Genomic DNA, 26,877 nt, shown 5'->3' on the forward strand with positions numbered 1-26,877 from the left:
ATAACCAAATTAAATAATGAAAACAAAGTTAAATGGATTCTTGACGCTATTCATAGCGTTGTTGGTGCAAATCTCTTTTGCACAAGAGAGGGTAGTAACAGGTGTTGTTTCGGATAACGCCGGTTTACCTATTCCGGGAGTTAACGTTCTTGTTAAAGGAACTAAACTGGGAACCCAAACTGATTTCGACGGGAAGTTCTCAATCAAAGCCAGTCCGAATCAAACTCTTATTTTTAATTTCGTCGGGATGAAAACACAGGAAATTACTGCGTCTTCTGCAACGATTAACGTAAAAATGAAGGATGATGCAGTTGAATTGGAAGGAGTTGTGGTTACTGCTTTTGGCATCAAAAGAAATCCTAAAAAGTTGGGATATGCTGTTTCCTCAGTTAAAAGTGGTGATGTAACAGAAGTTGCAGAACCTGACTTAACAAGAGCACTATCAGGAAAGGTAGCTGGGGTTAATGTGAATTTTTCTACCGGAGTTGCCGGAGCTTCTAATCAAATTACCATCAGAGGTGTTAATTCATTAGTTGGAAACACCCAGCCTTTAATAATTGTTGACGGAGTTGCTTATAGCAGTGATCAAATAACTAGTTCAAGTCAAATAACCGGCGGAGGGGGGTATGAAAGTGCTTTATCTACTCTAGATCCAAATGACATAGCTAGCATCAACGTACTAAAAAGTACAGCAGCTGCGGCTCTATATGGTTCGAGAGCCATGAACGGAGTTATCGTTATCACAACAAAATCTGGCTCATCAAAATCCGGAAAAAATGAAAAAATGAGTGTAAATGTTGGTATGGGAACTTATTTTGAAAACATAGCAAACTTACCTGATTATCAAAACACTTATGGGGCGGGATCCAATTTTAATTATTCGAATGCTAATGGTTCGTGGGGTCCCAGATTTGATTCATTAGCCACTATTCCAACTTGGCCTACATTATTAGCTGCGTTTCCTGATCAATTTGGTCCAACAGTCCCTTATGTTGCCAAGCCAAATAACGTCAAAGACTTATTCAGGACAGGCACTGTTCTAGATCGAACTGTAGGCTTAAACTACTCAGGTCAAGATGGAAATTTTAGTGTAACAATATCTGACATGAAACAAGACGGTTATATCCCGTATAATTCTTATGACAGAACATCAATGTCTGCAGGTGGAAATTTTAAATTGAATGACAGATTAACAGCAGGAGCCAACATGAGTTTCTCTAAAACAAAACAAATTGGTGGATTCTTTGGGGAAAATCAATTCGACGGAGCTTCCTCTTCTTTTGCTAGAACCTTGTTTTTAGCAAGAAACTGGGATTTTAACTTACCTTACACAAATCCTGTAACTGGTGCTTCTGTAACTCCAAATGGAACCCAATTTGACCACCCTCTTTGGTCTTGGCAACATGATCAAATTATCACAAAAACTAATAGAGTAGTGGCTGGTTTAAATTTGAACTATAAATTTAACGATCACATTTCTACCTCATACAGAATTGGAGTAAACAGATATACCCTAAACAGAGATGAGATTCGCGATATAGGTTCAAGAGCTAACAACGGATTAGGTGATTTGAAAAAGGACAACTTCATCAATGAAGACATTGAGTCGTCTTTACTTTTTAACTTTGACTATAAATTAACTGAAAACTTAAGTTTTGCTGCCATTTTAGGGAATAACGTTTTACAAAACAACTTTTCCAGAGAAGTTAATGAAGGTATAGATTTTGTACTTCCAAATATTTTCACATTTGGAAATGTAACCAGTATTAAAAATTTAGTTGATGAACGTGCTCAGAAAAGAAACGTTGGTGTTTTTGCGGACTTAACATTAAATTACAAAGACTACTTATTTTTAAATACCACCGGCAGAAATGACTGGAGTTCATCATTACCAAAAAAGAATAATTCTTACTTCTATCCATCAGTAAGTGCTTCATTGATAGTAACAGATGCTTTACAAATGAAAAGCGAAATATTGACATACGCAAAATTAAGAGCCAGTTTTGCCAGAGTAGGTAGAGATGCTGATGCAGAGTTCACGAGAATTGCATATACGCAAGGTAATGCTTATAACGGAAATCCCGTAATTGGAAATCCAACTTCTTTAGGAGATCAATCAGTAACTCCTGAATTTTCTTCTGAATTTGAATTTGGTACTGATTTAGAATTCTTTAACAAACGTATAGTGGTTGACTTAACATTATACAACAAAAAAACAACTGATTTGATTACACCTATTGTTGTTCCTTCTTCAAGTGGTTATCAACAGTACAATACTAATGCTGGTTCTATTGAAAACAAAGGAATTGAATTAGGACTTACTTTAGTTCCAGTTAAAGCGAATGACTTTAAGTGGACATTATATACCATGTTCACAAAAAACAAAAACGAAGTGACAGAACTAAAAGAAGGCTTAGACCGAATACAACTTGATCCAAACCAAGTAGCATATGCCATTCCTGGACAATCATTCGGGGTGTTTTATGGTACAAAATTTGCCCGTGATGCGAATGGAAATTATTTAATTAATCCATCCGGAGGAGGTATTATTCAAGACCCAGAATTAGGTATAATTGGTGATCCAAATGCTGATTTTAAAGTTAGTTTTACCAATACTTTTGCATACAAGGGATTTAGTTTAAAATCCCAATTCGATTGGAAACAAGGTGGAGACATAAGCTCAGTAACTATTCAAAGTTTGTTAGGACGAGGAGTTACTAAAGACACTGAAGATAGAGAAAGAACTTTCGTTATACCGGGTTATTATGGTAATAATGATGGTACCCCAATACTAGACGGAAGTGGTAATCAAATTCCAAATACAACTCAGATAAGTATGAATGAGTTATATTTTTCACCTGCCGGAGGTAACACTTTTGGTATCAATAGTGTGGACGAGGCTTCTATATATGATGGAACAGTATTCAGACTAAGAGAACTTAGTTTAACTTATGATGTCCCTTCATCTGTATTGAAAAAAACACCTTTCGGTAAAATTAGTTTCAGTCTCATTGGAAGTAATCTATGGTATTTTGCACCTAATGTTCCTAAATATACCAATTTTGACCCAGAAACAACAAGTTATGGTTCTACTACCCTACAGGGTATTGAAACATCTGCAGCACCAACAGCTAAGAGATATGGATTCAAAGTTAATTTAACATTTTAATAAATATAAAAATGAAACTCATCAATAAAATAAGAAACAACAAAGTTATTGTAGTTTTATCTTTATTTTCAACATTTTTTCTAAGTTGTAGTAATTATTTAGATGTTGATAAAGATACCGACTACCCTACAACCGCGCCATTAAACTTTTTACTAACTAATGCTCAGGTAGGCACTGCTTTAGTAGGAGATTTCAATAATAACACAGGACGTCTTCTTTCTACTTACACACATCAAATGACGTCAAGAGAAGAAGAAGACCAATATGGTATTAAAGTTAACAATATCAATATGAACAATGACTGGGATGCCATTTATCTTGGTTTGACTGATTTTGAAACCATCATCAGACAAGGTACCGACACGGGAAACATGGTATACGTCGGCGTAGCACAGATGCATAAAGCATATCTTATGTCATATGCTGTTGACTTATGGGGAGATGTCCCTTTTAGCGAAGCAACACAGTTGGCAACCTCAGGAATTATTAATCCTAAATTTGACGACCAGAAACAAATATATGCTGCTATATTTGATTTAATTGAAACAGCAAAAATAAATCTTGCAAGCAATTTAGGAACTGAAAAGCCTGGAGTAGATGATTTATACTATGGAGGAGACACTGACAAATGGATTAGATTTGCAAATACACTCAAATTAAAACTTTATAATCAAACCAGACTTACATCTGACTTTGACCAAGCAGGCTTTGATGCATTAATTGCAGAGAATAATTTCTTCAGTTCTAATGCAGACGACTTCCAATTCAATAGATATGATGCAATCTCACCATCGAATGAAAGAAATCAGCTATTCATCGAAGCTTACGAAAGCACTCAATTTGGCGCATATCAAAGTCCTTGGTTTTATGAAATATTAAAAGGTGTAAATCCGAACATCCACACTGGAAATCCTGACCCAAGAATGCATTATTATTTTTATAATCAACTAACTGCCGGTGAATTCCCTCCTGATCAAGGAAACACAGTAACTGGGGATCCTGGTGCTGACTATTGGGATGCATCTACAGGTTTCTTTAGTATTCGTTTCGGAAGTACAGGTCCGGACAGAGATAAGAGTGCTGAAAAATCATATACATATCCGGGAATATTCCCTTGTGGCGGCAGATATGATGACGGACTGGGAGGATCAGTTGAAACACTAAACACAGCATTTAGTGGAAAAGGAAAGGCTCCTCACCGAATATTAACTTATGATGAGTTTTTATACATCCAAGCCGAATTAATTCAAGTTGGAAAATTGAGTGGTAATGTTGCTGGAAAACTACAAGATGCAATGACGGCAAGTTTTGCTAAAGTAGATCAGGTAGTTGCGAACAGCGGAACAAATCAAGCTGTTCCAATTCTAACTGGTAGCCCAGAAGTAGCAACTTTCATTGATAATATAATGACAGAATTCAACTCCGCTTCTGCAGCAAAAAAATTAGAAATCATTATGACACAAAAATGGGTAGCAACATTTGGAGACCCTATGGATCAATATACAGATTATAGAAGAACTGGATATCCAGTTTTAGCTAATCCTCTTGGTCCATCGCCCGAATATCAATTAAACAATGGGGATGGATTCCCACTTATTGATTCTCAAACAGTACAGAACAATCCATTCCAGTTATCATTCTATTGGCCACAATCTGAGTTGAATTCAAATGCAAATGCACCTGCTCAAAAAAATCCGGCAACCTATAAAATATTTTGGGATAATTAACATAAAGAAATTAAAATGAAAAAAATAAAATTAATATTAGTTTCCTTATTTCTCGTGATGTTTGTTGCATCGTGTGAAAAGGATGGTGGTGATTCAGTCATTTCTACTACTAATGGTGCAACACCAGATATAAGAAAGATTGCTACCACTGATGCCTTTATTAACTTAGTGGCTGTAAATGACAACGAACCTATCAATTTAGGATTCACTGTTGACATTGGATTTGGAGATGTTGCTTCTGCAAACATAATGTTGTTTTATTTCAAAGGAGACAATGTCTACAAAGCAACTTTTGCTACCAGCGTGACTTCTTTCCCTGCAACATTTAATTTATCGCAAAACGATCTTTTTAATGCATTCACAGAATTAAACGGACCCGAAGATTTAGCAGTTGGTGACGTTTTAAAAGTAACGGCTGAACTTACTCTTAAAAATGGTACAGTTATTAAAATTTTAAATGATGACGGTTCTGCTAATTATGGAGCTGACATATCCAATTCAAATCTTTTTAAAGTTTTACAAGCTTACAACGTATCTTGTCCATCTGATTTAGCTGGTACTTATACAGTATTAACTTCTGGCTTTTCTACAGACTCAGGACCGACTCCTGATGAAAATCCGATAACTGATTTCCCATACACTGTAACAATAACAGCTAATGGTGGTGGTAATTATACTGTATCAGATGCTTTCGGTGGTGTATATATGTTATGGTATGACATTTACGGATTAGACTTTGAAGTAGAAGGCACATTTAATGACGTTTGCGGAGTAATTTCTGGTGTATTTCCAGAACCTTTCGGAACTGATGTGACCTATTCAGGAACTGTAAATCCTGATGGAACATTATCAATCCATTGGGTCAACGGTTATGGTGATGAAGGAGATTCAGTTTATACAAAAGCAGACTAAATTCTAAAAAAACAAGCTAATAGAAACCACCAGTCTTCACTGGTGGTTTTTTTATATCTTTGCGGCATGGAAAAAGAAAATCAAATCTTCGGAATCAGAGCCATTATAGAAGCCATTAATGCCGGCAAGGAAATTGATAAAGTATTCATACAAAGCGATGCTCAAGGTGAATTAATGCAGGAATTGATGAAAACGATGAAAAAAAACAGCATCAATTTCACTTATGTGCCCGTAGAAAAACTAAATCGTCTAACCGCCAACAACCACCAGGGTGCTGTAGCTTCAATAGCTCCCATCATCTTTGTAAAACTCGAAACACTGGTTGAAAGCGTCATCGAAAGCGGTAAGACTCCCCTATTCTTAATCCTAGACCAACTCAGCGATGCCCGAAACTTCGGAGCCATTATCAGAACTGCGGAATGTACAGGTGTTGACGGAATCATAGTCCAAAAAACAGGCTCCGCCCCCGTAAACGGCGATACCGTTAAAACATCGGCAGGTGCCGTGTTCAATGTACCTATTTGCAAAGTAGACCACATCAAAGACGCCATCTTTTACCTACAAGGCAGCGGAATCAAAACCGTAGCCGCCACCGAAAAAACCGAAGACAACCTATACAACGTGTCACTAAACGAACCCGTAGCCATAATCATGGGCAGCGAAGACCGCGGCATTAACCCATCAGTACTCAAAATCGTAGATGAAAAAGCGAAGTTACCTATGTTTGGGAGCATAGGTTCCTTAAACGTTTCCGTGGCTTGCGGAGCCTTTCTTTACGAAACTGTACGACAACGTCAATAAGAAGCGAATGGCTTGGGACTTATCAGTCCTCCCTATTCCCGCTTTACGTTACAATAAAAAAGCTTCCGAACCGGAAGCTTTTTTATTTTCTCTGCAATCGGGGCTAAAGAGCCGGTTATGGGGTTTCCTTATCCTCGTCTGTCGTTTCTTTAAACACATACACATAATTGATTGGGCTTGCCGGAACTTCTTCCTCCACCATCTCAGGTTCTGCCGTATTCACAAAATTACCATTTTCATCAAAGTGCTTCATAAACATATCTTCTTCGGGGTTAAAATCGGGTTGCTCCCAAGGGTATTGGGTAGCCTTTACATAATCGGGGGTCTTAAAATAAACCGCAAACACAAACCCGCTGATGAGCCCTGCTAAGTGACCTTCCCAGGAAACCTGTTGATCTACCTCGGGAAAAACATACCATATCAGCCCACCGTAAATCATTACCACTGTTAGCGACAAAGCCATTAAACGGTAATACTGCGTCATGAGTCCTTTAAAAAAAATGAAAGAAACCAAAACATAAATCAAACTGCTCGCTCCTACGTGAAACGAACTCCTGCCAATAACCCAGGTAATGATGCCCGAGAGCAGTATCCCATACACCAATACTTTTAACGAAATATTGCGGTAAAAATAAATAAGCGCCACCGTAAGGATAAAAAGCGGAATAGAATTATTGGCAATATGATTGAAATTGGCATGCAAAAACGGACTGAAAATAACGCCTTGCAATCCTGTAACCGTTCGGGGTAAAATACCGTGTGATGTCAAATCTACGTTAAAGCTTCGTTCGACAAAAAAAACAGTCCACATGGCCACAAGCAGTAAAGCGGGTACTATCCATACCGAAGGCGTAAATTTGAAATGATGATGATCGTTCATAATAATTGCTGTATTGCAATGATTGTTCAAAAACACAGCCAAACTAAAAGTAGTGCTAATTTGTCATACCAATTTGAAAATTTGAAGACGAGATAATTTGAAAATTGTAAAAATAACAATCTAATATAAGTAAATTTGTGCCTTATTGATTTTTGAAAACCCCAATCCATTTTCAAATTAACCATGGAAGCACCACTTGCCGAACGCATCAGACCGCAACGATTAGAAGACTACATCAGCCAATTACACTTGGTGGGTGAACAGGGTTCGTTGACACAACAAATGGCGCGGGGCGTAATTCCCTCTATGATTTTTTGGGGCTCGCCGGGCACCGGCAAAACTACCTTGGCACAGATTATTGCCAAACAAAGTAATCGCCCTTTTTATGAACTGAGTGCTATTAACAGTGGCGTAAAAGACATACGCGAGGTGATTGATAAGGCCAAAATGAGCGGCGGATTATTCACGGCTAAAAATCCTATTTTGTTTATTGATGAGATTCACCGCTTCAGCAAATCGCAACAGGATTCGTTGCTGGCCGCGGTAGAAAAAGGATGGGTAACGCTGATTGGTGCCACTACTGAAAACCCAAGCTTTGAGGTGATTCCGGCTTTGTTGTCACGTTGTCAGGTGTATATTCTGAATCCGTTTTCGAAAGAAGATTTGCTGGCATTGCTCAACAGGGCCATGAAGGAAGATAAAATCATTGCGTCAAAAAAAATACAACTAAAGGAAACCGAGGCCTTACTCAGACTTTCGGGTGGCGACGGACGCAAACTATTAAATATTTTTGAACTGGTCGTAAACGCAAGCCCTGAAGGTGAAATTATCATCACTAATGAAAAAGTTTTGGAATTGGTGCAGCAAAACACGGTACTTTATGACAAAACCGGAGAGCAGCATTACGACATTGTTTCGGCTTTTATCAAATCGATACGCGGCAGCGACCCCAATGGAGCAGTATATTGGCTGGCCCGAATGATTGAAGGTGGCGAAGATGTAAAATTTATTGCCAGACGCATGCTGATTTTATCGAGCGAAGATATTGGTAACGCAAACCCTACGGCTTTTATCATGGCCAACAATACGTTTCAGGCGGTATCGACGATTGGGTATCCGGAAAGCCGTATCATACTGAGTCAGTGTGCTGTGTATCTAGCAACTTCGGCTAAAAGCAATGCCAGCTACATGGCCATTGGAGAAGCACAGGCTGTGGTTAAGCAAACTGGTGATTTATCGGTTCCGATACACTTGCGCAATGCACCTACCAAGCTAATGAAGGAATTGGGTTATGGGGAGGAATACCAGTATTCACACAACTATGCCAACAATTTTTCGGAACAGGAATACCTTCCGGATGAACTCAGGAATACCACTTTTTACAAACCGGGAAATAATGCCCGTGAAAACGAGCTGCGTACTTTTCTGAAAAACAGATGGAAAGATAAATACGGATATTAAGAATGGTGAATTTACAGAGCAATTAAAACTTTAACGTCAAAGGTTCTGAAATCAATTTACCGTTTTCGTAGTATTCAAAAAACCATTGATTATTGTTCAAAAGCACTACCCCGTTGATGGTTCCTTTCACCCCTATAAAAACATTTTTCTGTGAGGTATTAAACAACCGCATGATAACTTTTGGCTCGTTGTCTACCACCTGAAAACCATTGACAGTTGGTTGAGCAAAAAAGAATACTCCGGAAGTATTCTCAACACTTGAAGATGGCATCTCGGGTTTTGGTGTTACGGGCACAACCGGTGGAACCTCAGTTTTCTCTTCTTTTCCACTGTATTTGTAATTTAAGTTGTCAAACGATTGAAAGGCTGCGCGTAAGGCTTCGTTATAAGCAACCACGTATTCTTTTTCGCGACTAGAGCCAAAAGCAGTTTCGTATACCGTTTTTTCCTTGCAGTCTTTGAGAACTACTTTTACTTTAGTCATAAAAAAACTGTTGTCTTTTTCTAAAGCGGCATACAGCACAGAACAACGCTTATCAGCTATTTCAGCCGGCAATTCCTCTGTAGTTAAATAGGATTTAAATCCGTATTTCTGCAATAGTAATTTGGTCAGGATATTCAACCGGTACTGATCGTTTTCTTTTTGAAAATCAAACTTAGCCGGCACAATAACATACTGATAATCATTAATGCTTTGCGAAAATGCAGAAACTGTAACTGCTATGAAGAGGAACAACGCTATTTTTTTCATGTTATAATAGTTCTTTTAATTCTGATAAATGCTTAATCGTTACTACGCCATCCGGAGCGTGAGTTTCATGCTGATCAAACCAAATAGCTTTCATACCAAACGCCATAGCACCGTTTACATCGGCCTCGATGCAATCACCAATCATAATGGCATTTTGCTTTTGGGTTTTAGCCAAAGATAAGGCAAATTCAAATATAGAAGCATGTGGTTTTTTTACGCCGGCCATTTCCGAATTGGTGATGGTTTTAAAATAATTGGCCATACCCGAATTGGTGATTTTTTTATGCTGCACTTCGGCAAAACCGTTGGTAATAATGTGCAGGTTGTATTTAGGATACAGATAGTCCAAAATTTCTAGAGCTCCGTCAAACAGTTGATTATTATCGGGTAGAAATTCGATATAATCGTGGGCAATTTTGTGTATTTGTTCGTCGGATATGCTGTAATTCATGGCATCAAACGAAAGCTTTAACCGATTGTACCGCAATTCTTCGTGAGTAATCTTATCAACCTGATACAGTTTCCAGCAAGCTTGATTGATGGGAGCGTAAACGGTTATAAAATCTTTTGTCTCAATGGTTGGATGGTGTTGCTTGAAAATTTTATCAAAGGCCAGCACTGAGTTGGAATCAAAATCCCAAAGGGTGTGATCTAAATCAAAAAAAACATCGGTAATGGTATCATTCATAGTTTAAAAAATGCCTTCATCCTGAAAACTGAGATATCCTTTTTCAGTTATGATAACGTGATCAAGGACTTTGATATCCAGTTGGTTTCCGGCCAGTTTTAGTTTTTGGGTAATTTCTTTATCGGCTTCGCTGGCCTGCAATTTTCCCGAAGGATGATTGTGTGACAAAATTACGGAAGTCGCACAGTGTTCCAATGCGGTCTTGAAAATTAATCGAATATCTACCACAGTTCCGGTAATCCCTCCTTTAGACAATTGCGATTTGTAAATCACTTTGTTCGAATTGTTGAGATACAACACCCAAAACTCTTCATGAGCCAGTTCACCAATAAGAGGCTGCATCAGTTCAAAAACCGCTTTACTCGATGTTATTTTATGCAACTCTGGAGTGTCCTCGGTTTTTCTTCTTCTTCCCAATTCCAAGGCTGCTGCTATGGTTACGGCTTTTGCTTCTCCTATTCCTTTGAATTCCATCAATTGTTTCAATGACAATTTTCCCAACGCATTCAGGTTGTTATCGACACTGGCTAAAATTCTTTTGCTCAGACCCACCGCGCTTTCGTTGCGGCTTCCGGAACCAATAAGTATTGCAACCAACTCGGCATCACTCAGAGAAGCTTTGCCTTTCAGCATCAGCTTTTCACGGGGCTTATCATCTTCTGCCCATTGTTTTATGGAAAACCTTTGATCACTCATCATTTATTTTAAAAGTAAAACAATGATAAATGTAAGAATTTTATTTTAAACAATTAGTGTTTTTACTTCATCAAAATTCAATCCGCCATAATTACCCGAACTCATCAACAGCAAAGCGGAATTGTTCAGGTCATAACTAAAAAGAAAATCCTTAAACTCAGATGGATTAGTATAAATAATTAAATCATCGCGCTTGAAAGATTCTGCAATCTGATCATAGGTCACTTCTTCGAGCTGTTTAATTTTTACCGCATCAGGCGAATAGAATACTACAGCTACATCGGCCGCGTTTAATGCTCCTTCGTATTGTTTGAGAAATTCGGCATTTAAACTGCTGTAGGTATGCAACTCGAGGCAAGCCACCAATTTTCTGTCGGGATATTGTGATTTTACCGCTTGGGTTGTGGCTGACACTTTGCTTGGAGAATGGGCAAAATCTTTATAGGCCACCTTTCCTTTGCCTTCGGCTATTTTCTCTAATCGTTTTGAAGCCCCTTTGAAACTGGCAATGGCCTCATAAAAATCGGCCTCATCTACTCCCATATTTTGACATATCCATTTGGCGCCGGCTAAATTATTGAGATTGTGCGCCCCAAAAACCTCTATAGGCATAGGTCCTTCGGGAGTATCCAGTAGAGTTACTCCGTTTTCAACCGAATAACTTGGCGTGTGATACGGCATTCTTCGAATGGTATTGGTTGATTCTTCAGCCACTTTCTTTACTGTAGGATCTTCTTCATTGTAAACCAAAATTCCGCCTTTGGTAATTTGATTCACAAAAATCTCAAACTGCTCCACATAATTTTCAATGGTGGGAAACACATTGATGTGGTCCCAGGCTATTCCGGAGAGTAAGGCAATATTAGGTTGGTAAAGATGAAATTTAGGTCTTCTGTCGATAGGAGATGACAAATATTCATCGCCTTCCAAAACGATGAAATCATTGTTTTCGGTTAAATGAACCATCGTATCAAATCCTTCTAATTGTGCGCCAACCATATAATCTACTTCAATATTGTGATAATGCATCACATGCAGAATCATAGAAGTAATGGTAGTTTTCCCATGAGAGCCGCCAATAACAACGCGGGTTTTGTTTTTGGATTGTTCGTATAAAAATTCCGGGTACGAATAAATTTTCAGCCCCAGTTCTTTGGCTTTCAACAACTCGGGATTATCTCCTTTGGCGTGCATTCCGAGGATAATGGCTTCTATGTCAGAGGTTATTTTTTCAGGAAACCAACCCATTTCGGACGGTAGTAATCCTTTTTTTTCTAATCTTGATTTGGAAGGTTCGAAGATGGCATCGTCGCTACCGGTAACTTGATATCCTTTTTGGTGTAGTGCTAACGCGAGGTTGTGCATGGCTGCACCTCCTATAGCTATAAAATGTGTACGCATGAATTAAGACTTTGTTTTATCCTGATAGGTTTCTAATAATAATTTTGCTCTTTGGGGTTGGTTCATTTTGTTTTTGTATAAATCGGCTAATTTTTGATACGTTGTTTTAGAGCCTCCAATAGTCAGAGCTCTGGTATAGTATTTTTCAGCTTCTTTATACCGCTCAAAGTATTCTGCTATTCTGCCTTTGGCTAAATAACCGTCAACTGGTGAAATCTTCAACAGTTCTCCTGCATATTTTTCGGCTTTGCGCTCGCTTCCTCCTACTATCCCGGGCAGTTGCAGATACAATTCGATTAGTGCCCAGCGTGCATCAATATGATTGGAATTGAGTTGGATGGCTTTTTCAAAGGAAGCTTTAATATCGCTAATCATACCAAGCGCTTTGAGTTTACTACCTTCTTTAGCCTTCATTCCCAGACACCCACCATACTTATAATAGTAATTAGCTTCATTCGGATTGAGAGTTTTTAATTTTCCGTAATACATCATAGCAGTATCCCATGATTTATTATATCCTTCTATATCTCCTAAATATTCTAATGTTTTTAGATGATTGGGAGTCTCTTTCAGTATATTTTCAAATAAAGGTTTGGCCAATGTATACTTCTCTTGGTTGAAAAGTTTCTCTGCCTTCGCAAATTCAGATTGCGGAAAAGCCCAATAAGACCATAAAAAAAACAATGCAGACACTAAATACCTCATGCTGTTTGTATTAACCGAATAAAACTGGATACAGAAACAAAATCCAAAAATAGGGATTAATTTTTTTGAAGTATCCTCTTTTTCAAAATATTATGTTTTTTGAACTTCCGACATAAATTACATCATATTTGTAATCTAAAAACTACTTTAAATGCTTAAATAATGCATTTCATCGATTTTTTTTGCACTTAAACGATATTTCTAATACGTTTGATATGTCAAATAAACAAAACGTTCTTTTTCAATTCTATTTAAACTATTGCTAATGATTCTGTCTTTATGCAAAATAAAAGAGGACATTACAGTAAGTCATTTACAGAATGGGATTAGAAATTATTTTAAAAAAATAATATAACAAACCCCGAGATGAAAAATTTTTACTTAACATCAAGAGAAATTAGTTTCAAGTTGTTCAATACAACCTTGATTAAACTTAGTTTAATTATGGTAATGATATTGAACATACAAGATTCACACTCACAAACTTCCTGCTCTAATGCAATTGCAATTACTGTAAACGGAAGCTGCTTGAGTGGTTCTGTTTCAGACAGTTCACAAGACTCTCCTTTAATGAGTTCAGCCAGTTGTACTACGGCCGGTGTTTTCAAAAGAGAACGCTGGTACTCTTTTACCGTAACAGGTGGACCAAAAACCATCACTATCACTGCAGATTCGGCAGATCGCAATTTATTTTTAATGTTAATCTCCGCTTCAGGTTCTTGTTCAGGACTAACTATTGTAGATTGTGCTAATAATGATGACACCAACAATTCAGCTCAAACAGAAACCATCACAAGTTTATTGAACAATGGTTTATATTACATCAAGGTTGTAAATGCGGGTACTAACAATTCAAACATGACCTTAAGCAGCTTGTGTGTTACTGCTGCCTCAGCCTGTTCAACTCCAACCGCACAACCTACTTCTTTAGTTTTGAGCAGCTCAAGTGCCACTAGTGTATCGGGAAGTTTTACGGCAGCTTCTCCTACTCCAAACAAATACCTTGTAGTTAGAAGCACCAGTGCCACGGCACCTAGTCCGGGTCCTGTAAACGGAACCGCATATAATGTTGGAAACACCATCAACGGAGCTACTGTGGTTTCGGTAAACAACAGTACTTCTTTTACAGACAACTCTTTGGCAGGAAACACTAAATATTACTATTATATCTACTCTTATAATGACACTTCATGTTCAGGAGCCGCTTACAACACTACCAGTCCGTTGACCAATAATGTAGTTACTTGTACTGCTATTCCAAACACTGTTTCGACCTCAGGTGTTACCGGAAACGGATTTACACTAAACTGGGCATACCCGACAGGAGGTAGTGCTAATACCACTACTTACACAGTTCAGATTACCACTGATGCTGCTTACACGGTTAATATTGCCGGATCGCCTTTTGCCCTTGGAACTGCTTTGAGTTATTCGGCTTCGGGTTTAAACACTAACACTACATACTATTACAGAATTTTGGCTAATAACGGTTGTTCAAGTGCCTACGTTACAGGTTCGGTAACAACCTCTTGCGCCGCACCTGCTGCACAACCAACAACTTTGGTTTTGTCATCGGTTACAAGTACCAGCTTAAGTGGTTCATTCGCGGCTGCCAGTCCGGCACCCAGCGGTTACTTAATTGTGAGAAGTACTAGTGCTACCCCTCCTACTTTAACAAACGGGACTACTTATGCTGTTGGCCTGACTACTTTAACTCCGGGAACAACCCGGGTTATTCAGGGAAGTGCTGTTACCAGTAATGCCGTTACCTTTACTGATTCGGGTTTAACAGCCAATACACAGTACTATTACCATATCTTCTCCTATAACAACGGTTGTACTGGAGCTCCTGTTTACAATACAACTGCTCCTTTAACAAACAGTGCTATTACTTGTCCTGCAGCACCAACAGCCCCGGTTAATTCCTCCGTTACAGGTAATGGGTTTACGGTAAGTTGGACGGCATCAGCAGGTGGGTCTGCAGCAACGGTAAACTATACGTTAGAAGTTTACACCAACAACACTTACACCACGCCAATAACGGGGTCTCCTTTTGCCGTTGGGACAGCTTTGACCTACACAGTATCAGGATTGAACCCACTTACCATTTATTACTACAGAATTGTAGCCAATAACGGTTGTTCTAGCAATTATTTGACGGGCAATGTTACTACATTAACAGCTGCTTGTGTGGCTCCTCCTGCCGCAAACAACTTAACAATCGGGACCGTAACCTCAACTTCAATACCGGCTATATTTACCGGTACTGCTAACGGATACTTAGTCATTGCTTCAACCAGCGCTACAGCACCAAGCCAACCGGTAAACGGGATTACCTACAGCGCTTTAACCGTAAACACATTGGGCTCAGGATTGACTTTCATGCAATCGGGAAGTTCAACTACAATTGCAGGCACAGGTTTATCAGGTAATACAAAATACTACTATTACATATACAGCTACAATAACACTTCTTGTTCAGGAGGACCGGTATACAATACTTCAGGACCTTTGACCGGAAATGCTGTAACCTGTCCGGCTGTACCAGGTTCAGTAACCACAACCAATATAAACCAAAACAATTTTACTTTAAACTGGACTTCTTCAATTGGAGGTAATGCCAATACAGTTAGTTACACTATCCAAGTTACTACTGATGCAGCATTTACCAATAATATTTTAGATTCTCCGTTTACAGTACCGGATCCGATTACAACTTTGGATATAGATGATTTAACCGGCAATACTACTTATTACTATAAAATCACGGCTAACAATGGCTGTGAAAGCCCCTCTGCAACGGGATCGGTTACCACTTTGTCTAACCCATGTACACCACCTGCAAATCAAGCGTTCAACTTTACCAACGGAGCCATAACTTCTTCCACTTATCCGGCTTCTTTCTTGGGATCAGCGGATGGATTTTTAGTGGTTCGTTCTACCAGTGCTACACCTCCCAGCCAACCGGTTAACGGAACCATATACAATGCTGCCAACATTGCAACTTTAGGAACAGGGTTAACATTTATTCAGTCCGGAAGTACATATAACATTTCAAGTACCGGACTAACCGGAAACACCACTTATTACTACTACGTATATGCTTACACTAACCCTACATACTGTACAGGAGGTCCTGTTTACAATACATCGGGAGCATTGGTTGGAAGCGGCACTACTTGTCCGGGTTCACCAACAGGAGTTACAGCTTCAAGCATTACCACCACTTCGTTTAATTTAGATTGGACAGCACCGGTTGGCGGAACATCAGGAGCCATAACTTATACCGTTCAAATAACTACTAATGCAGGATATACTAACAACATTCCGGGCTCTCCGTTCACAGTAGCGAATCCAACAACTACCCTTAGCGTTTCGGGATTAACTGCAGGAACAACTTATTATTACCGAATATTGGCCAGCAACGGTTGTCAAAGTGCTTACACTACAGGTTCAATCACTACAAGTATTACTAATGACAATTGTGCTACGGCCATCAACTTAACAACAAACACAACGGCAACATGTATGGTTTCTACAAACGGAACTACAATTGGTGCCTCACAATCTTCTGCAGGATGTTCAGGAACGGCAGACGACGATGTTTGGTACAGCTTTGTCGCAATAGCTACTTCACATACTGTGACAGTGACCCCTTCTACACTCACAGACGTTGTATTCCAATTATACAAAGGAACATGTTCAGGATTAACAAGTTTAGGATGTATTGACAACACTAGCTCAACAGCAACTGAAACCAATACTTTTACCGGATTGACCATCGGAACCACTTACTATGTAAGAGTTTACAGTTACGGAAACGGAGCTGGTTACAGAGGGAACTTCAACATTTGTATCACCACCCCTGTTGCTCCAATCAATGACAATTGCAGTGGTGCTATTGCTTTAACCGTTAATCCAACTACAACCTGCGTAACCAGTACTGTAGGAACTACCATTTACGGAACACTATCGCAAGCCGGTTGCTCAGGAACAGCCGATGATGACATTTGGTACAGCTTTGTAGCGGTATCAACCAGTCAAAAAATAACTGTCTCCCCGATTACAATGACTAATGCTGTATTTCAAGTTTTCAGCGGTAGCTGTTCGGGTTTAACCAGTTTACAATGTAACAATGCCACATCTGGAAGTGCTATTGAAGTATCAACGGTAGCGGGATTGACTGTAGGAGCTACTTATTATGTGAGAGTATACAGTGCGGGTAGTGCCAGTGGTAACGGTTCATTCTCCATTTGCGTTACAACACCATGTAGCCCGGGCAGTGGAAACGGAACAACCTCAACTACTTGTCCAAACATAGTTGCAGGTGCCAGCGGATTAAACGGAGCAGACCCTGAGCCTGTTACCTGTTTTGCTACAAGCACTTGTACAAATCTTGAAGCTATTTACCCGGATTATAACGACACAACGAGTTATACAGTTAGCAACATTCCGTATGCACCGCCTTACCAATTCAACTGCTTGAGCAACCCTATAAGTGTTAATGTTGACGACGTTTGGTCGAATACAATTTCTTTACCATTTAATTTCTGCTACTATGGCAACACTTACAACAAAGTATTAGTAGGTTCAAACGGAGTGCTTACCTTCGATACTACCACTTACAGCCCGGGTGGATACTCAGGATGGTCATTCAGCAACAACTTACCCAGTTCATCTTTATTTTTAAATTCAATCTTTGGGGTTTATCACGATATTGATCCTAGTAAAGGAGGAGAAGTGGGGTGGGAATTAGTTACTTTAAGCAGTGGCTGTAGAGCTTTGGTAGCTGCTTGGAGCGATATACCAATGTATTCTTCTGTATGCAACAGTTCTCTATACACCGGAATGATAGTACTACACGAAAACAGTAACATTATTGAGGTGTTCATCAAAGAAAAAAATGTTTGTCCGACTTGGAATAACGGTAATGCCGTAGTAGGCATCCAAAATGCAAACGGAACCCAGGCTGTTGTAGCACCAAACAGAAATTCAAACGATACCGACTGGACTGTTAATGAAGAAGCTTGGAGATTTACTCCTTCCGGAGCCTCTGTGGCCAGTATAAAATGGTACCAAGGTTCAGGCACATCAGGACCTGTTGTAGGAACCAGTAACAATATATCCGTTTGTCCTACATCAACCACTAACTACACAGCAGAAGTAACTTATACTTTTTGCAATGGTACAACAGCTAAATACACTGATGAAACAACTGTAACTGTTTCAACCGGAAAAAAATGGACCGGTGCGGTTGATACCGACTGGAACAATGCAAACAACTGGTCTCCTGCAGGGGTTCCAACCAACACAGACTGTATCACTATTCAAAATGTACCTAACAAACCTGTCATTTCAGGAACTTCATACAATGCTTACTGTTATAATTTAACCATTGCTGCAGGTTCGTCATTACAAACCAATTCGACCAGCAATATAGTGGTAACCGATTTTGTTAAAGTATCATCAACCGGACAATTCAAAATGAAAGACAGTTCAAGTTTGGTACAAATAAACAACACCGCCACCAATACCGGGTCAATCTCTATGGAAAGAACCGCTTATGTAAAAGCTTATGATTATGTATATTGGTGTTCCCCGGTTAAGAGTTTTAGTTCTGCCAATATCTCTCCTACTTCTCCAAGTGGCTATGTTTTCAAATGGAATCCGACTATCGCTAACGGTAATGGAGGACAAGGAAACTGGGTTAGCGGCACTGAGATTATGGCTTTAGCCAAAGGATACATAGCTATTTCTCCGGGCTCTTACAGTTATACTAATGCGGCGCCTCTGACGGCAACATTCAACGGAGTACCTTACAACGGAATCAGAAAAGCAACTATCTCAAGAGGTAGCTACACTGGAGCTGATTTCACCGGAACTAACGGAGCTACAATAACTCGCCTAGATGACAATTGGAACCTAATCGGAAATCCTTATCCTTCAGCTGTTGATGCAATTGACTTCTTAAATCTGAATACCAACATCAATGGAAATATCAGACTATGGACACATGGCTCTCCTATCAGTTCAAGCAATACCAATCCTTTTTACGGAAGTTTTGCTGCCAATTATGATGTAAACGATTACATCAGTTATAACGGAACCGGCTCAACTCCTCCCGGATTCAACGGTAAAATTGCTGCCGGACAGGCGTTCTTTGTTATCATGAATGATGGTCCGGCAAGTAACAGTACGGTTACTTTCAACAACAGCATGAGAAGCGCGGCTTATGACAACAGTCAGTTCTACAGACAAAACACTGTTGCCAATACAGTACAGCCGGAGAAAAACAGAATTTGGTTAAGTTTGGTAAATGCCAATCAAATGGCTGCAACTACCTTGGTTGGATATGTTTCAGATGCCACTTATGACTACGACAGATTGTATGATGCCTCTCATAAAATCTCTAACACTTTAGGTATATACTCCTGGATTGAAGATCAAACCGTTATCATCAATGGTAGACCAACTCCTTTTGACGACAACGATTACGTTAAAATCGGAACATCTGTACCGTCTACAGGAACTTACTCTATAGGAATCAATCAGGTTGACGGACTTTTCAGCGATGCGAATCAAGATATTTTCCTCGAAGATACAGAACTCAACGTCGTTCACAATTTAAGACTGGCACCGTATACTTTTACCGCTAATGCCGGTAATTACAATGAACGATTCATTTTGAAGTATAAAAACAGCACTTTGGGTACAAATCAAAACACTTTAGCAACAACGTATGCTTATGTTTCTAACCATATCTTAAATATCAAAACAGATGATTCTATTAAAGAAATATATCTATATGATATTTCGGGTAAATTAATAACCAAATACAAACCTAGTGTTCAATCAACTCATTTTGAAACGGAATTCCCATACCAAAACGGTGTTTACCTGGCTACTGTAGTAAAAACCAGTGGCGAAAAGGCTGCAGTGAAACTACTCAATTAATTCATCAACACCAAAAAACAAACCCCATTAAACAGCACTGTTTAATGGGGTTTTTGCATTTCAAAAAAAGATAAGTTTTTGATGACTAAACATTTGAGATAATAACCCTAAATAAATTTGAGGTGTTCTTTATCGACATTATCAATCACTTTATCTACTTCTCATCAATTCACCTAAAACATTGATGTATATTTAATAATTGTTTTATTTCAATTAAAATACTATTACAATGTCGTTAATAATTACATTTTTATTCAATAAGAAAAAAACCAAATCTCATCTGATTTTAACTCTTTATTTTCTGCTATTATTTTCGATAAATTCATTCTCAAGTAATGGAACCTTAATCAATTCAGCGGTACTTAAAAAAGAACTTTCTGCAGCTCTTCCTCCCGGGCCATCCAACAACCAATGCGCCAATGCCATTACTTTGCCGTGCGGCACTACTAATCTGGCCGGTACAACCGTTGGTGCTTCCAGCTATACCCATGGTACGGGATGCAGCTTATCCAATTACGGAGTGTGGTATACATTTGTCGGAGACGGTAATGTGACTACCATTTCGGCTACCGGCTCAGGATTTGACCTTGAAATGGCCATTACAAGCGGAACTTGCGGAAGCTTATCCAACATAAGTTGCCAAGACTTTGCGGTGTCAGCAGCTGAAACTTATACATTCACCGCAACTGCGGGCACAACTTATTATATATACATAGCATATTATTTAACTTCGAGCACTACAACCGGAGCTTTTACCATTTCAAGAACTTGTACCACACCTTACGACCCCTGTGCTTCAATTCCCAACATAGCATCCTGCGGCACGACTAACGCTGTATCTATAGCCTCCGGATCCGGTGGTTTCAGTTCTTCAAGTTGTGGGTATACCACTCCCGGAAAAGAACAGATTTATACATTTACACCCACCACAACAGGAAATTATTACATCCAACAAAACAGCTCTTTTGGCTATATTGACTATCAGTTTAAAACAGCCTCTTTAGGGTGTAACAGCTCAGGCTGGACTTGTATAGATGATATTTCAGGAGCCGGAACCAGTCCCGGATTTTCATTAACAGCCGGAACTCAATATTATCTTTTGCTCGATCCGGAAAGCTCTACAGGGGGAAACATAAGTTTTTCATTAAACTGCCCAGTAGTTGCTCCTGCAAATGATAATTGCAGTGGCGCTATTGCATTAACCGTAAATTCAGACCTGAATTGTTCAACCAGCACTGCAGGAACTACCGTAGGAGCAACTCAATCACAAAGCAGCTGTACAGGCACGGCCGATGATGACGTGTGGTATAGTTTTGTTGCAACAGCTGCATCTCATACTGTAACCGTTACCCCCGGAACTTTATCAGATGCCGTCATGCAGGTATTTAGCGGCTCTTGTAGCTCATTAACCAGTATGGATTGCATTGACGACACCTATTCTTCAAACGAGGCCACTATTTTAAACGGATTAACCATTGGAAATACTTATTACGTCAGAGTTCACAGCTACAGTAGCTCAAGCGGACAAGGAACATTTACCATTTGTGTAACCTCAAACATTCCCTGTACCGCCGGAAACGGAACTGGCACAACCAGCTTAGGATGTCCTTCTGTAATTTCGGGAGGTTTAGGCTTAAACGGCAATGACCCTACTCCTATTGATTGTCATTCCAATTCAAGTTGTGTCGATTTAGAAGCTACTTATCTTCGCTTAGGACAGACTACCAACTATACCGTCGAGTCAATTCCGTACGACCCTCCATATCAATTCAGCTGTTTGGCCAATCCTGTGAGTGTAAACAGTGATGACGTTTGGTCTCCGGTTATTAACCTACCTTTCAATTTTTGTTTTTACGGCAACACTTACAATGCCTGTACAATTGGCTCAAACGGAATGTTGTCTTTTGACACCTCCAGAGCAAGCTCTTCTTCCGGTTATGCTTTCAGCAACAATTTACCAAGTACAACCGGAGCCTTATTTGCCAATACTATTTATGGCGTTTATCACGACATCGACCCAAGTGTTGGCGGTGAAGTAGGCTGGGAACTAATAACCCTGAACACAGGATGCAGAGCTTTAGTGGCCTCATGGAGCAATGTCCCGATGTTTTCAACCAACAGTATTTTATATACCGGCATGATGGTGCTGTATGAAAACACCAACATCATTGAAGTATACATCAAAGAGAAAAAAATAGACGATTTTAACGTATCTCCTTGGAATGGCGGCAATGCCATAGTAGGAATTCAAAATGCAGCAGGCACTCAGGCTGTCGTGGCACCCGGCAGAAACGGACTGGATACTAATTGGACAGCTAGCAGCGAAGCCTGGCGATTTGTTCCTTCAGGTAACTCCATCACATCCATCAAATGGTATGAAGGAGCCGGGACTTCAGGAACAGTTGTAGGAACCACTGATACCATTACCGTTTGTCCACCTACCACCACTATTTACACTGCCGAAGTCACTTATACTTTATGTGGCGGTGCTACGCTAAAAGTAACCGACCAAACCACCGTAACAGTCACCGGAAGCAAAGTATGGAACGGATCAGTTGATACCGATTGGAATAAAGCCAACAACTGGACTCCTATAGGCGTCCCAACAAATACCGACTGCGTAGTAATTCCTGATGTTACCAATGATCCAATTATTTCGGGTACTGCATACAACGCATACGGATATAACTTAACGATAAAAAATGGAGGAAACCTAACACTGAATTCGGCCAACAACATTACCATTACCGATTTTATTAAAGTAGTTTCCGGAGGAATATTTACCATCAAAAACAGTGGAAACCTGGTTCAAATCAACAACTCAGCTGTAAATTCGGGCAACATCACTATGGAAAGAACGGCCAATGTCAGACAACTGGATTATGTATACTGGTCATCCCCGGTGGCTAATTTTAATGTGAATTCTATCATAGCTCCGTTAACATCGGGCGGCATTTTTAAATGGAATACCACTGTAAACAATAACAACGGCGGACAGGGCAATTGGGAATACGCTGCCGGAAACACTATGCTGCCGGCAAAAGGATATATACTTCGTGCTCCGGACAGCTTCAGTACAAGTGTAGCTTCTCCTTTACTAGGCACTTTTACAGGAACTCCTAATAATGGGGTTATAACAACTTCTATTTTCCGTGGAGCCGACCAAAACACTAATTATCACACAGGAACAAACGGAACCGAAATAAACAATTACAGCGACAACTGGAACTTGTTAGGAAATCCATATCCTTCATCCATTCGGGGCAGTCAGTTTTTATTTGACAACAGAACCAAAATAATGGGACAAATAAGACTGTGGACACATGGCACACTGCCGGCGGCCATTGCCAGCCCTTTTTACGACACTTTTGTCTACAATTACAATCCGGGTGATTACTTTACCTTTAACTTTAGCGGTAGTAGTTGTTGTCCGGCTGCAGCATCCGATTTATTTATTGGTGCAGGACAAGGCTTTTTTGTTCAAATGATTGACGGGCCTACAGGTTCTGATACGGTTAGTTTTAACAACGGCCTGCGAAATGAAAGCTACTCTAACAGCACTTTTTACAAGGCATCCAACCCAACAACCGGCAATACTAATTTGACGAATATAGAACGAAACCGAATCTGGCTTGATTTACTGGACAGCAATCAACAATCTGACCGTATATTGGTGGGCTATATAGAAGGAGCCACAATGAATGCGGATAGTTTTTTTGACGCCGGCACTACTACACCGATGCCTATGTCACTTTACTCCCTTATTGGCAATGACAAATACCTGATTCAGGGACGTTCATTACCTTTTAATCCGAATGACATAGTTCCTCTTGGAGTTAAAATAGGAACTCCAGGGCAATACACCATTGCTATCGGAGGCGTTGACGGTTTGTTTGAAAACAGAAATAAAAATATTTTACTGGAAGATACCGAAACCAAAATCATAACCAACTTACGCGAAACTCCTTATGTATTCAATGCTGTTCCAGGAACTTATAACACAAGGTTTAAATTGCGTTATAAATATCCGCATGGAAATGGCAACGGAAACAATACCAATTATAACAAAACTGTACCCAACACAGTTATTGTAACTTCAGATAATAAACAAATCAACATTCAATCTTTTGAAACACCTATCGAAAATGTAAAACTATACGATTTGCTGGGTCGGGAAGTATATAATGGGGAAGACATCAATAAAACCGAATTCAACCTCAACCTGGCAATCCAAAACCAACAGGCCTTGATTGTCAAAATCACCTTAATCGACGGTAGCGTCGTTTCTAAAAAACTGATGAATTAATACTGCATAAAAAAACGTCCCGGTTTCCCGGGACGTTTTATATATAACTAAATTCAGAATTACTTCACTAATGTCATTTCGTCAACAATGTGTTTGGCGCCTGAGAAATTTTCAATCACCCACAATACATAACGAATATCTACATTAATGGTTCTTTGCAATTTGCTATCAAAAATTACATCACCCGCCATAGCTTCGATATTACCGTCAAAAGCCAAACCGATCAACTCTCCTTTACCATTCAATACCGGAGAACCTGAGTTTCCTCCAGTAATATCGTTATCTGTCAAGAAATTCACGTGTAAACTTCCGTCTTTATCGGCAAATCTACCGTATTCTCTTTTCTTGTTCATTTCGATAACCTTAGTCGGTAAATCAAACTCCTGATCGCCTTTTTTGTATTTTTTCACCTGACCGTCAAGAGTAGTGTAGTTGTTAATAGTAGCATCATTGCGCTTATCAGCAGGCAACGCACGAACTTTACCATAAGTCAAACGCAACGTTGAATTAGCGTCAGGATATTTGATAGAAGCTATTTTTGATTCTCTTAAACCTTCTACCAACAAACGGAAAGAAGCACTGAAATCGTTCTGCGCTTTGGCAATTTCATCCGATTTTGAGTTGAAATGCGTCAACATATCATTTGATAAAGCATACAACGGATCATTATCCAACATCCCTTGACTTGGCAAAGCTAAGAATGCTTTAATTTTATCAACTGAAGAAAAAATACTCAATTCAAAGGCAGCATTAACATAACCGGTAAAATCATTATTGTTTTCTTTTCCGATTTTTTCTACCATGGGAGCAATTTTATAACCGGTAGACTTAGTAGCATACAATTTCAATTGAGCCGCTAATAAATCTTTCTCAGCCGGAATGTACAATTCTTTATACATTTCCTCTGCCATTTCTACAATTTGAGGAGCAACCTGAGCGCGTTTCGCCGCATCCGCTTTTACATATAAATCCAATTGTCTGCCCAAAGTTCTTCCTATAGTTCCGAAAGAAGTGGTTCTGAACAATTGTTGCATGTAGTTATCGTGTCTTGACTTTTCGTTAGTCAAAGCATAAAACTTGTTGATGTTGGCAATTACATTACCGTACTTAGCTTTATTGGCCGGTTTGTTAGCCCATTTTTCAAATTTAGCTTCCTGAGCTGCCTTGGTTTTGGCTGTTCCAAATTTGGTCAACGCATCAATCATTCCCTGACGGTTTTTCCAATAATTGGCTGTTGAAGCGTATTTTGAGGCGTATACTAAATTCAAAGCAGGACTTTGATCCATATATTTTTTCATGTTGTCCATTCCGGTTTTAGCTCCTTCAACCCAAGCAGGATAAGCAAACTTCACGTTTTGCTCAATTCCGCCCGCCGGCATCCAACGGTTGGTTCTACCCGGATACCCTAATATCATAGCAAAATCTCCCTCTTTTACACCGCTTAAGTTAACCGGCAAATAGTGTTTCGGTTGTAAAGGCACATTGTTTTCTGAATAGTCAGCCGGATTACCGTCTTTATCAGCATATACTCTGAACATAGAGAAATCTGCCGTGTGACGCGGCCATTCCCAGTTGTCTGTATCACCCCCGAACTTCCCTAAACTTTCTGGCGGAACACCTACTAAACGTACATCTTTGTAATCTTGGTAAACAAAATAGTAGTATTCATTGCCTTGAAAAAACGGACGAACCGAAACGGTATATTTTCCTCCTTCGTTGTTTTCTTTTTCGATAGCGGCAATTTCAGCATTGATGGCTTTTTCTCTTTCCGCTTCACTCATCGATGGATTTACCTTGGCCAAAATTCTTTTGGTACAATCATCCATACGCACAAAGAAACGAACAAACAAACTTGACGGTTTCTTTTCTGCTTTTCTGTTTTCTGCCCAATACCCATTTTTCAATAGGTTATCATCAGCCGTTGACAATTCGGCAACAGCGTCGTACCCACAGTGGTGGTTGGTCAACACTAAACCGTCTTTTGAAATCAATTCGGCTGTACAACCCCCGTTAAACTGCACTATAGCATCTTTCAAACTGTGGTGGTTGATGCTGTAAATTTCCTCGGCTGTCAGTTGCAAGCCCATTTTTTGCATGTCTCTGTGATTCAAACGTTCAATAAACATTAAAAACCACATTCCTTCATCAGCCTTCATGCTCATAGGAAGCAACATAATCCCGGCGATTAGGGATAAAATAATTTTTTTCATCTTTATTTTTTTGTGTTATTAGATTGAATGCTACTAGTCTGTTAAAAATTATAATTGTTACACTAAACAGGACCAAAAGCGGTGCGAATATAGTTTTTTTTACCCATTAGAAGAGTGCTTTTAACAGAAAAACAACAATAAAAAACAAGACATTTCAAGCCTGAAAAACCTGAAAATTAACAGTAAAACAACATCAACAACCCTCCCTTATTCTGA

At 39.4% G+C, this 26,877-nt stretch carries 14 protein-coding genes; 7 read left to right on the forward strand and 7 right to left on the reverse strand.

The window, feature by feature from the left end:
• Positions 1–16: 16 nt before the first annotated feature.
• The 4 genes from EZL74_RS09130 to rlmB all read left to right on the forward strand — a co-directional run bounded on the left by EZL74_RS09130 (position 17) and on the right by rlmB (position 6,609).
• Positions 17–3,169 (forward strand): SusC/RagA family TonB-linked outer membrane protein, encoded by a 3,153-nt coding sequence (locus tag EZL74_RS09130; RefSeq protein WP_131476302.1) that lies wholly within the window; start codon positions 17–19, stop codon positions 3,167–3,169.
• 11 nt (positions 3,170–3,180) lie between these two features.
• Positions 3,181–4,896, forward strand: a complete 1,716-nt coding sequence (locus EZL74_RS09135) for a SusD/RagB family nutrient-binding outer membrane lipoprotein (protein WP_131476303.1) — start codon at positions 3,181–3,183, stop codon at positions 4,894–4,896.
• A 15-nt stretch (positions 4,897–4,911) separates the two neighbouring features.
• Entirely contained in the window at positions 4,912–5,808 is an 897-nt protein-coding gene (locus tag EZL74_RS09140; protein WP_131476304.1) for a hypothetical protein, read from the forward strand.
• Positions 5,809–5,874: 66 nt separating this feature from the next.
• Entirely contained in the window at positions 5,875–6,609 is a 735-nt protein-coding gene (gene rlmB, locus EZL74_RS09145) for a 23S rRNA (guanosine(2251)-2'-O)-methyltransferase RlmB (protein ID WP_131476305.1), read from the forward strand.
• Positions 6,610–6,724: 115 nt separating this feature from the next.
• Here the strand turns inward: rlmB and EZL74_RS09150 are convergent, their stop codons facing one another.
• A complete protein-coding gene (locus EZL74_RS09150) occupies positions 6,725–7,489 on the reverse strand; it encodes a rhomboid family intramembrane serine protease (protein ID WP_131476306.1) in 765 nt (254 codons plus the stop codon).
• A gap of 183 nt (positions 7,490–7,672) precedes the next feature.
• On the opposite strand from EZL74_RS09150, the gene EZL74_RS09155 reads away from it, so the two are divergent.
• Complete coding sequence (locus tag EZL74_RS09155; protein ID WP_131476307.1) at positions 7,673–8,950, forward strand: replication-associated recombination protein A; 1,278 nt, start codon at positions 7,673–7,675, stop codon at positions 8,948–8,950.
• 22 nt (positions 8,951–8,972) lie between these two features.
• Here EZL74_RS09155 and EZL74_RS09160 read toward each other — a convergent pair whose 3' ends face one another.
• From EZL74_RS09160 to EZL74_RS09180, 5 genes are read right to left on the reverse strand one after another with little or no spacing between them, the layout of a single operon-like run.
• Positions 8,973–9,701, reverse strand: a complete 729-nt coding sequence (locus EZL74_RS09160; protein WP_131476308.1) for a hypothetical protein — start codon at positions 9,699–9,701, stop codon at positions 8,973–8,975.
• Position 9,702: 1 nt separating this feature from the next.
• Entirely contained in the window at positions 9,703–10,389 is a 687-nt protein-coding gene (locus EZL74_RS09165; RefSeq protein ID WP_131476309.1) for a YjjG family noncanonical pyrimidine nucleotidase, read from the reverse strand.
• A 3-nt stretch (positions 10,390–10,392) separates the two neighbouring features.
• Positions 10,393–11,088, reverse strand: coding sequence for a RadC family protein (radC, locus tag EZL74_RS09170; RefSeq protein WP_131476310.1), 696 nt, complete (start codon positions 11,086–11,088; stop codon positions 10,393–10,395).
• A gap of 42 nt (positions 11,089–11,130) precedes the next feature.
• Positions 11,131–12,486, reverse strand: coding sequence for a UDP-N-acetylmuramate--L-alanine ligase (locus EZL74_RS09175; protein ID WP_131476311.1), 1,356 nt, complete (start codon positions 12,484–12,486; stop codon positions 11,131–11,133).
• A gap of 3 nt (positions 12,487–12,489) precedes the next feature.
• A complete protein-coding gene (locus EZL74_RS09180; RefSeq protein WP_131476312.1) occupies positions 12,490–13,191 on the reverse strand; it encodes a tetratricopeptide repeat protein in 702 nt (233 codons plus the stop codon).
• A 366-nt stretch (positions 13,192–13,557) separates the two neighbouring features.
• Here EZL74_RS09180 and EZL74_RS09185 point away from each other — a divergent pair, with 366 nt between their 5' ends.
• Both EZL74_RS09185 and EZL74_RS09190 read left to right on the forward strand, forming a co-directional pair.
• Complete coding sequence (locus EZL74_RS09185) at positions 13,558–20,145, forward strand: beta strand repeat-containing protein (RefSeq protein ID WP_131476313.1); 6,588 nt, start codon at positions 13,558–13,560, stop codon at positions 20,143–20,145.
• Between the two features lie 229 nt (positions 20,146–20,374).
• Positions 20,375–24,451, forward strand: a complete 4,077-nt coding sequence (locus tag EZL74_RS09190) for a T9SS sorting signal type C domain-containing protein (protein WP_131476314.1) — start codon at positions 20,375–20,377, stop codon at positions 24,449–24,451.
• A 59-nt stretch (positions 24,452–24,510) separates the two neighbouring features.
• Here EZL74_RS09190 and EZL74_RS09195 read toward each other — a convergent pair whose 3' ends face one another.
• Positions 24,511–26,661 (reverse strand): S46 family peptidase, encoded by a 2,151-nt coding sequence (locus EZL74_RS09195; RefSeq protein ID WP_131476315.1) that lies wholly within the window; start codon positions 26,659–26,661, stop codon positions 24,511–24,513.
• Positions 26,662–26,877 lie beyond the last annotated feature (216 nt).

This window comes from Flavobacterium silvisoli, from assembly GCF_004329815.1.
GTDB lineage: Bacteria > Bacteroidota > Bacteroidia > Flavobacteriales > Flavobacteriaceae > Flavobacterium > Flavobacterium silvisoli.

Coding starts and splice junctions, on each gene's coding strand:
- EZL74_RS09130 (WP_131476302.1), top strand. CDS start 17: ATGAAAACAAAGTTAAATGGATTCTTGACGCTATTCATAGCGTTGTTG.
- EZL74_RS09135 (WP_131476303.1), top strand. CDS start 3,181: ATGAAACTCATCAATAAAATAAGAAACAACAAAGTTATTGTAGTTTTA.
- EZL74_RS09140 (WP_131476304.1), top strand. CDS start 4,912: ATGAAAAAAATAAAATTAATATTAGTTTCCTTATTTCTCGTGATGTTT.
- rlmB (WP_131476305.1), top strand. CDS start 5,875: ATGGAAAAAGAAAATCAAATCTTCGGAATCAGAGCCATTATAGAAGCC.
- EZL74_RS09150 (WP_131476306.1), bottom strand. CDS start 7,489: ATGAACGATCATCATCATTTCAAATTTACGCCTTCGGTATGGATAGTA.
- EZL74_RS09155 (WP_131476307.1), top strand. CDS start 7,673: ATGGAAGCACCACTTGCCGAACGCATCAGACCGCAACGATTAGAAGAC.
- EZL74_RS09160 (WP_131476308.1), bottom strand. CDS start 9,701: ATGAAAAAAATAGCGTTGTTCCTCTTCATAGCAGTTACAGTTTCTGCA.
- EZL74_RS09165 (WP_131476309.1), bottom strand. CDS start 10,389: ATGAATGATACCATTACCGATGTTTTTTTTGATTTAGATCACACCCTT.
- radC (WP_131476310.1), bottom strand. CDS start 11,088: ATGATGAGTGATCAAAGGTTTTCCATAAAACAATGGGCAGAAGATGAT.
- EZL74_RS09175 (WP_131476311.1), bottom strand. CDS start 12,486: ATGCGTACACATTTTATAGCTATAGGAGGTGCAGCCATGCACAACCTC.
- EZL74_RS09180 (WP_131476312.1), bottom strand. CDS start 13,191: ATGAGGTATTTAGTGTCTGCATTGTTTTTTTTATGGTCTTATTGGGCT.
- EZL74_RS09185 (WP_131476313.1), top strand. CDS start 13,558: ATGAAAAATTTTTACTTAACATCAAGAGAAATTAGTTTCAAGTTGTTC.
- EZL74_RS09190 (WP_131476314.1), top strand. CDS start 20,375: ATGTCGTTAATAATTACATTTTTATTCAATAAGAAAAAAACCAAATCT.
- EZL74_RS09195 (WP_131476315.1), bottom strand. CDS start 26,661: ATGAAAAAAATTATTTTATCCCTAATCGCCGGGATTATGTTGCTTCCT.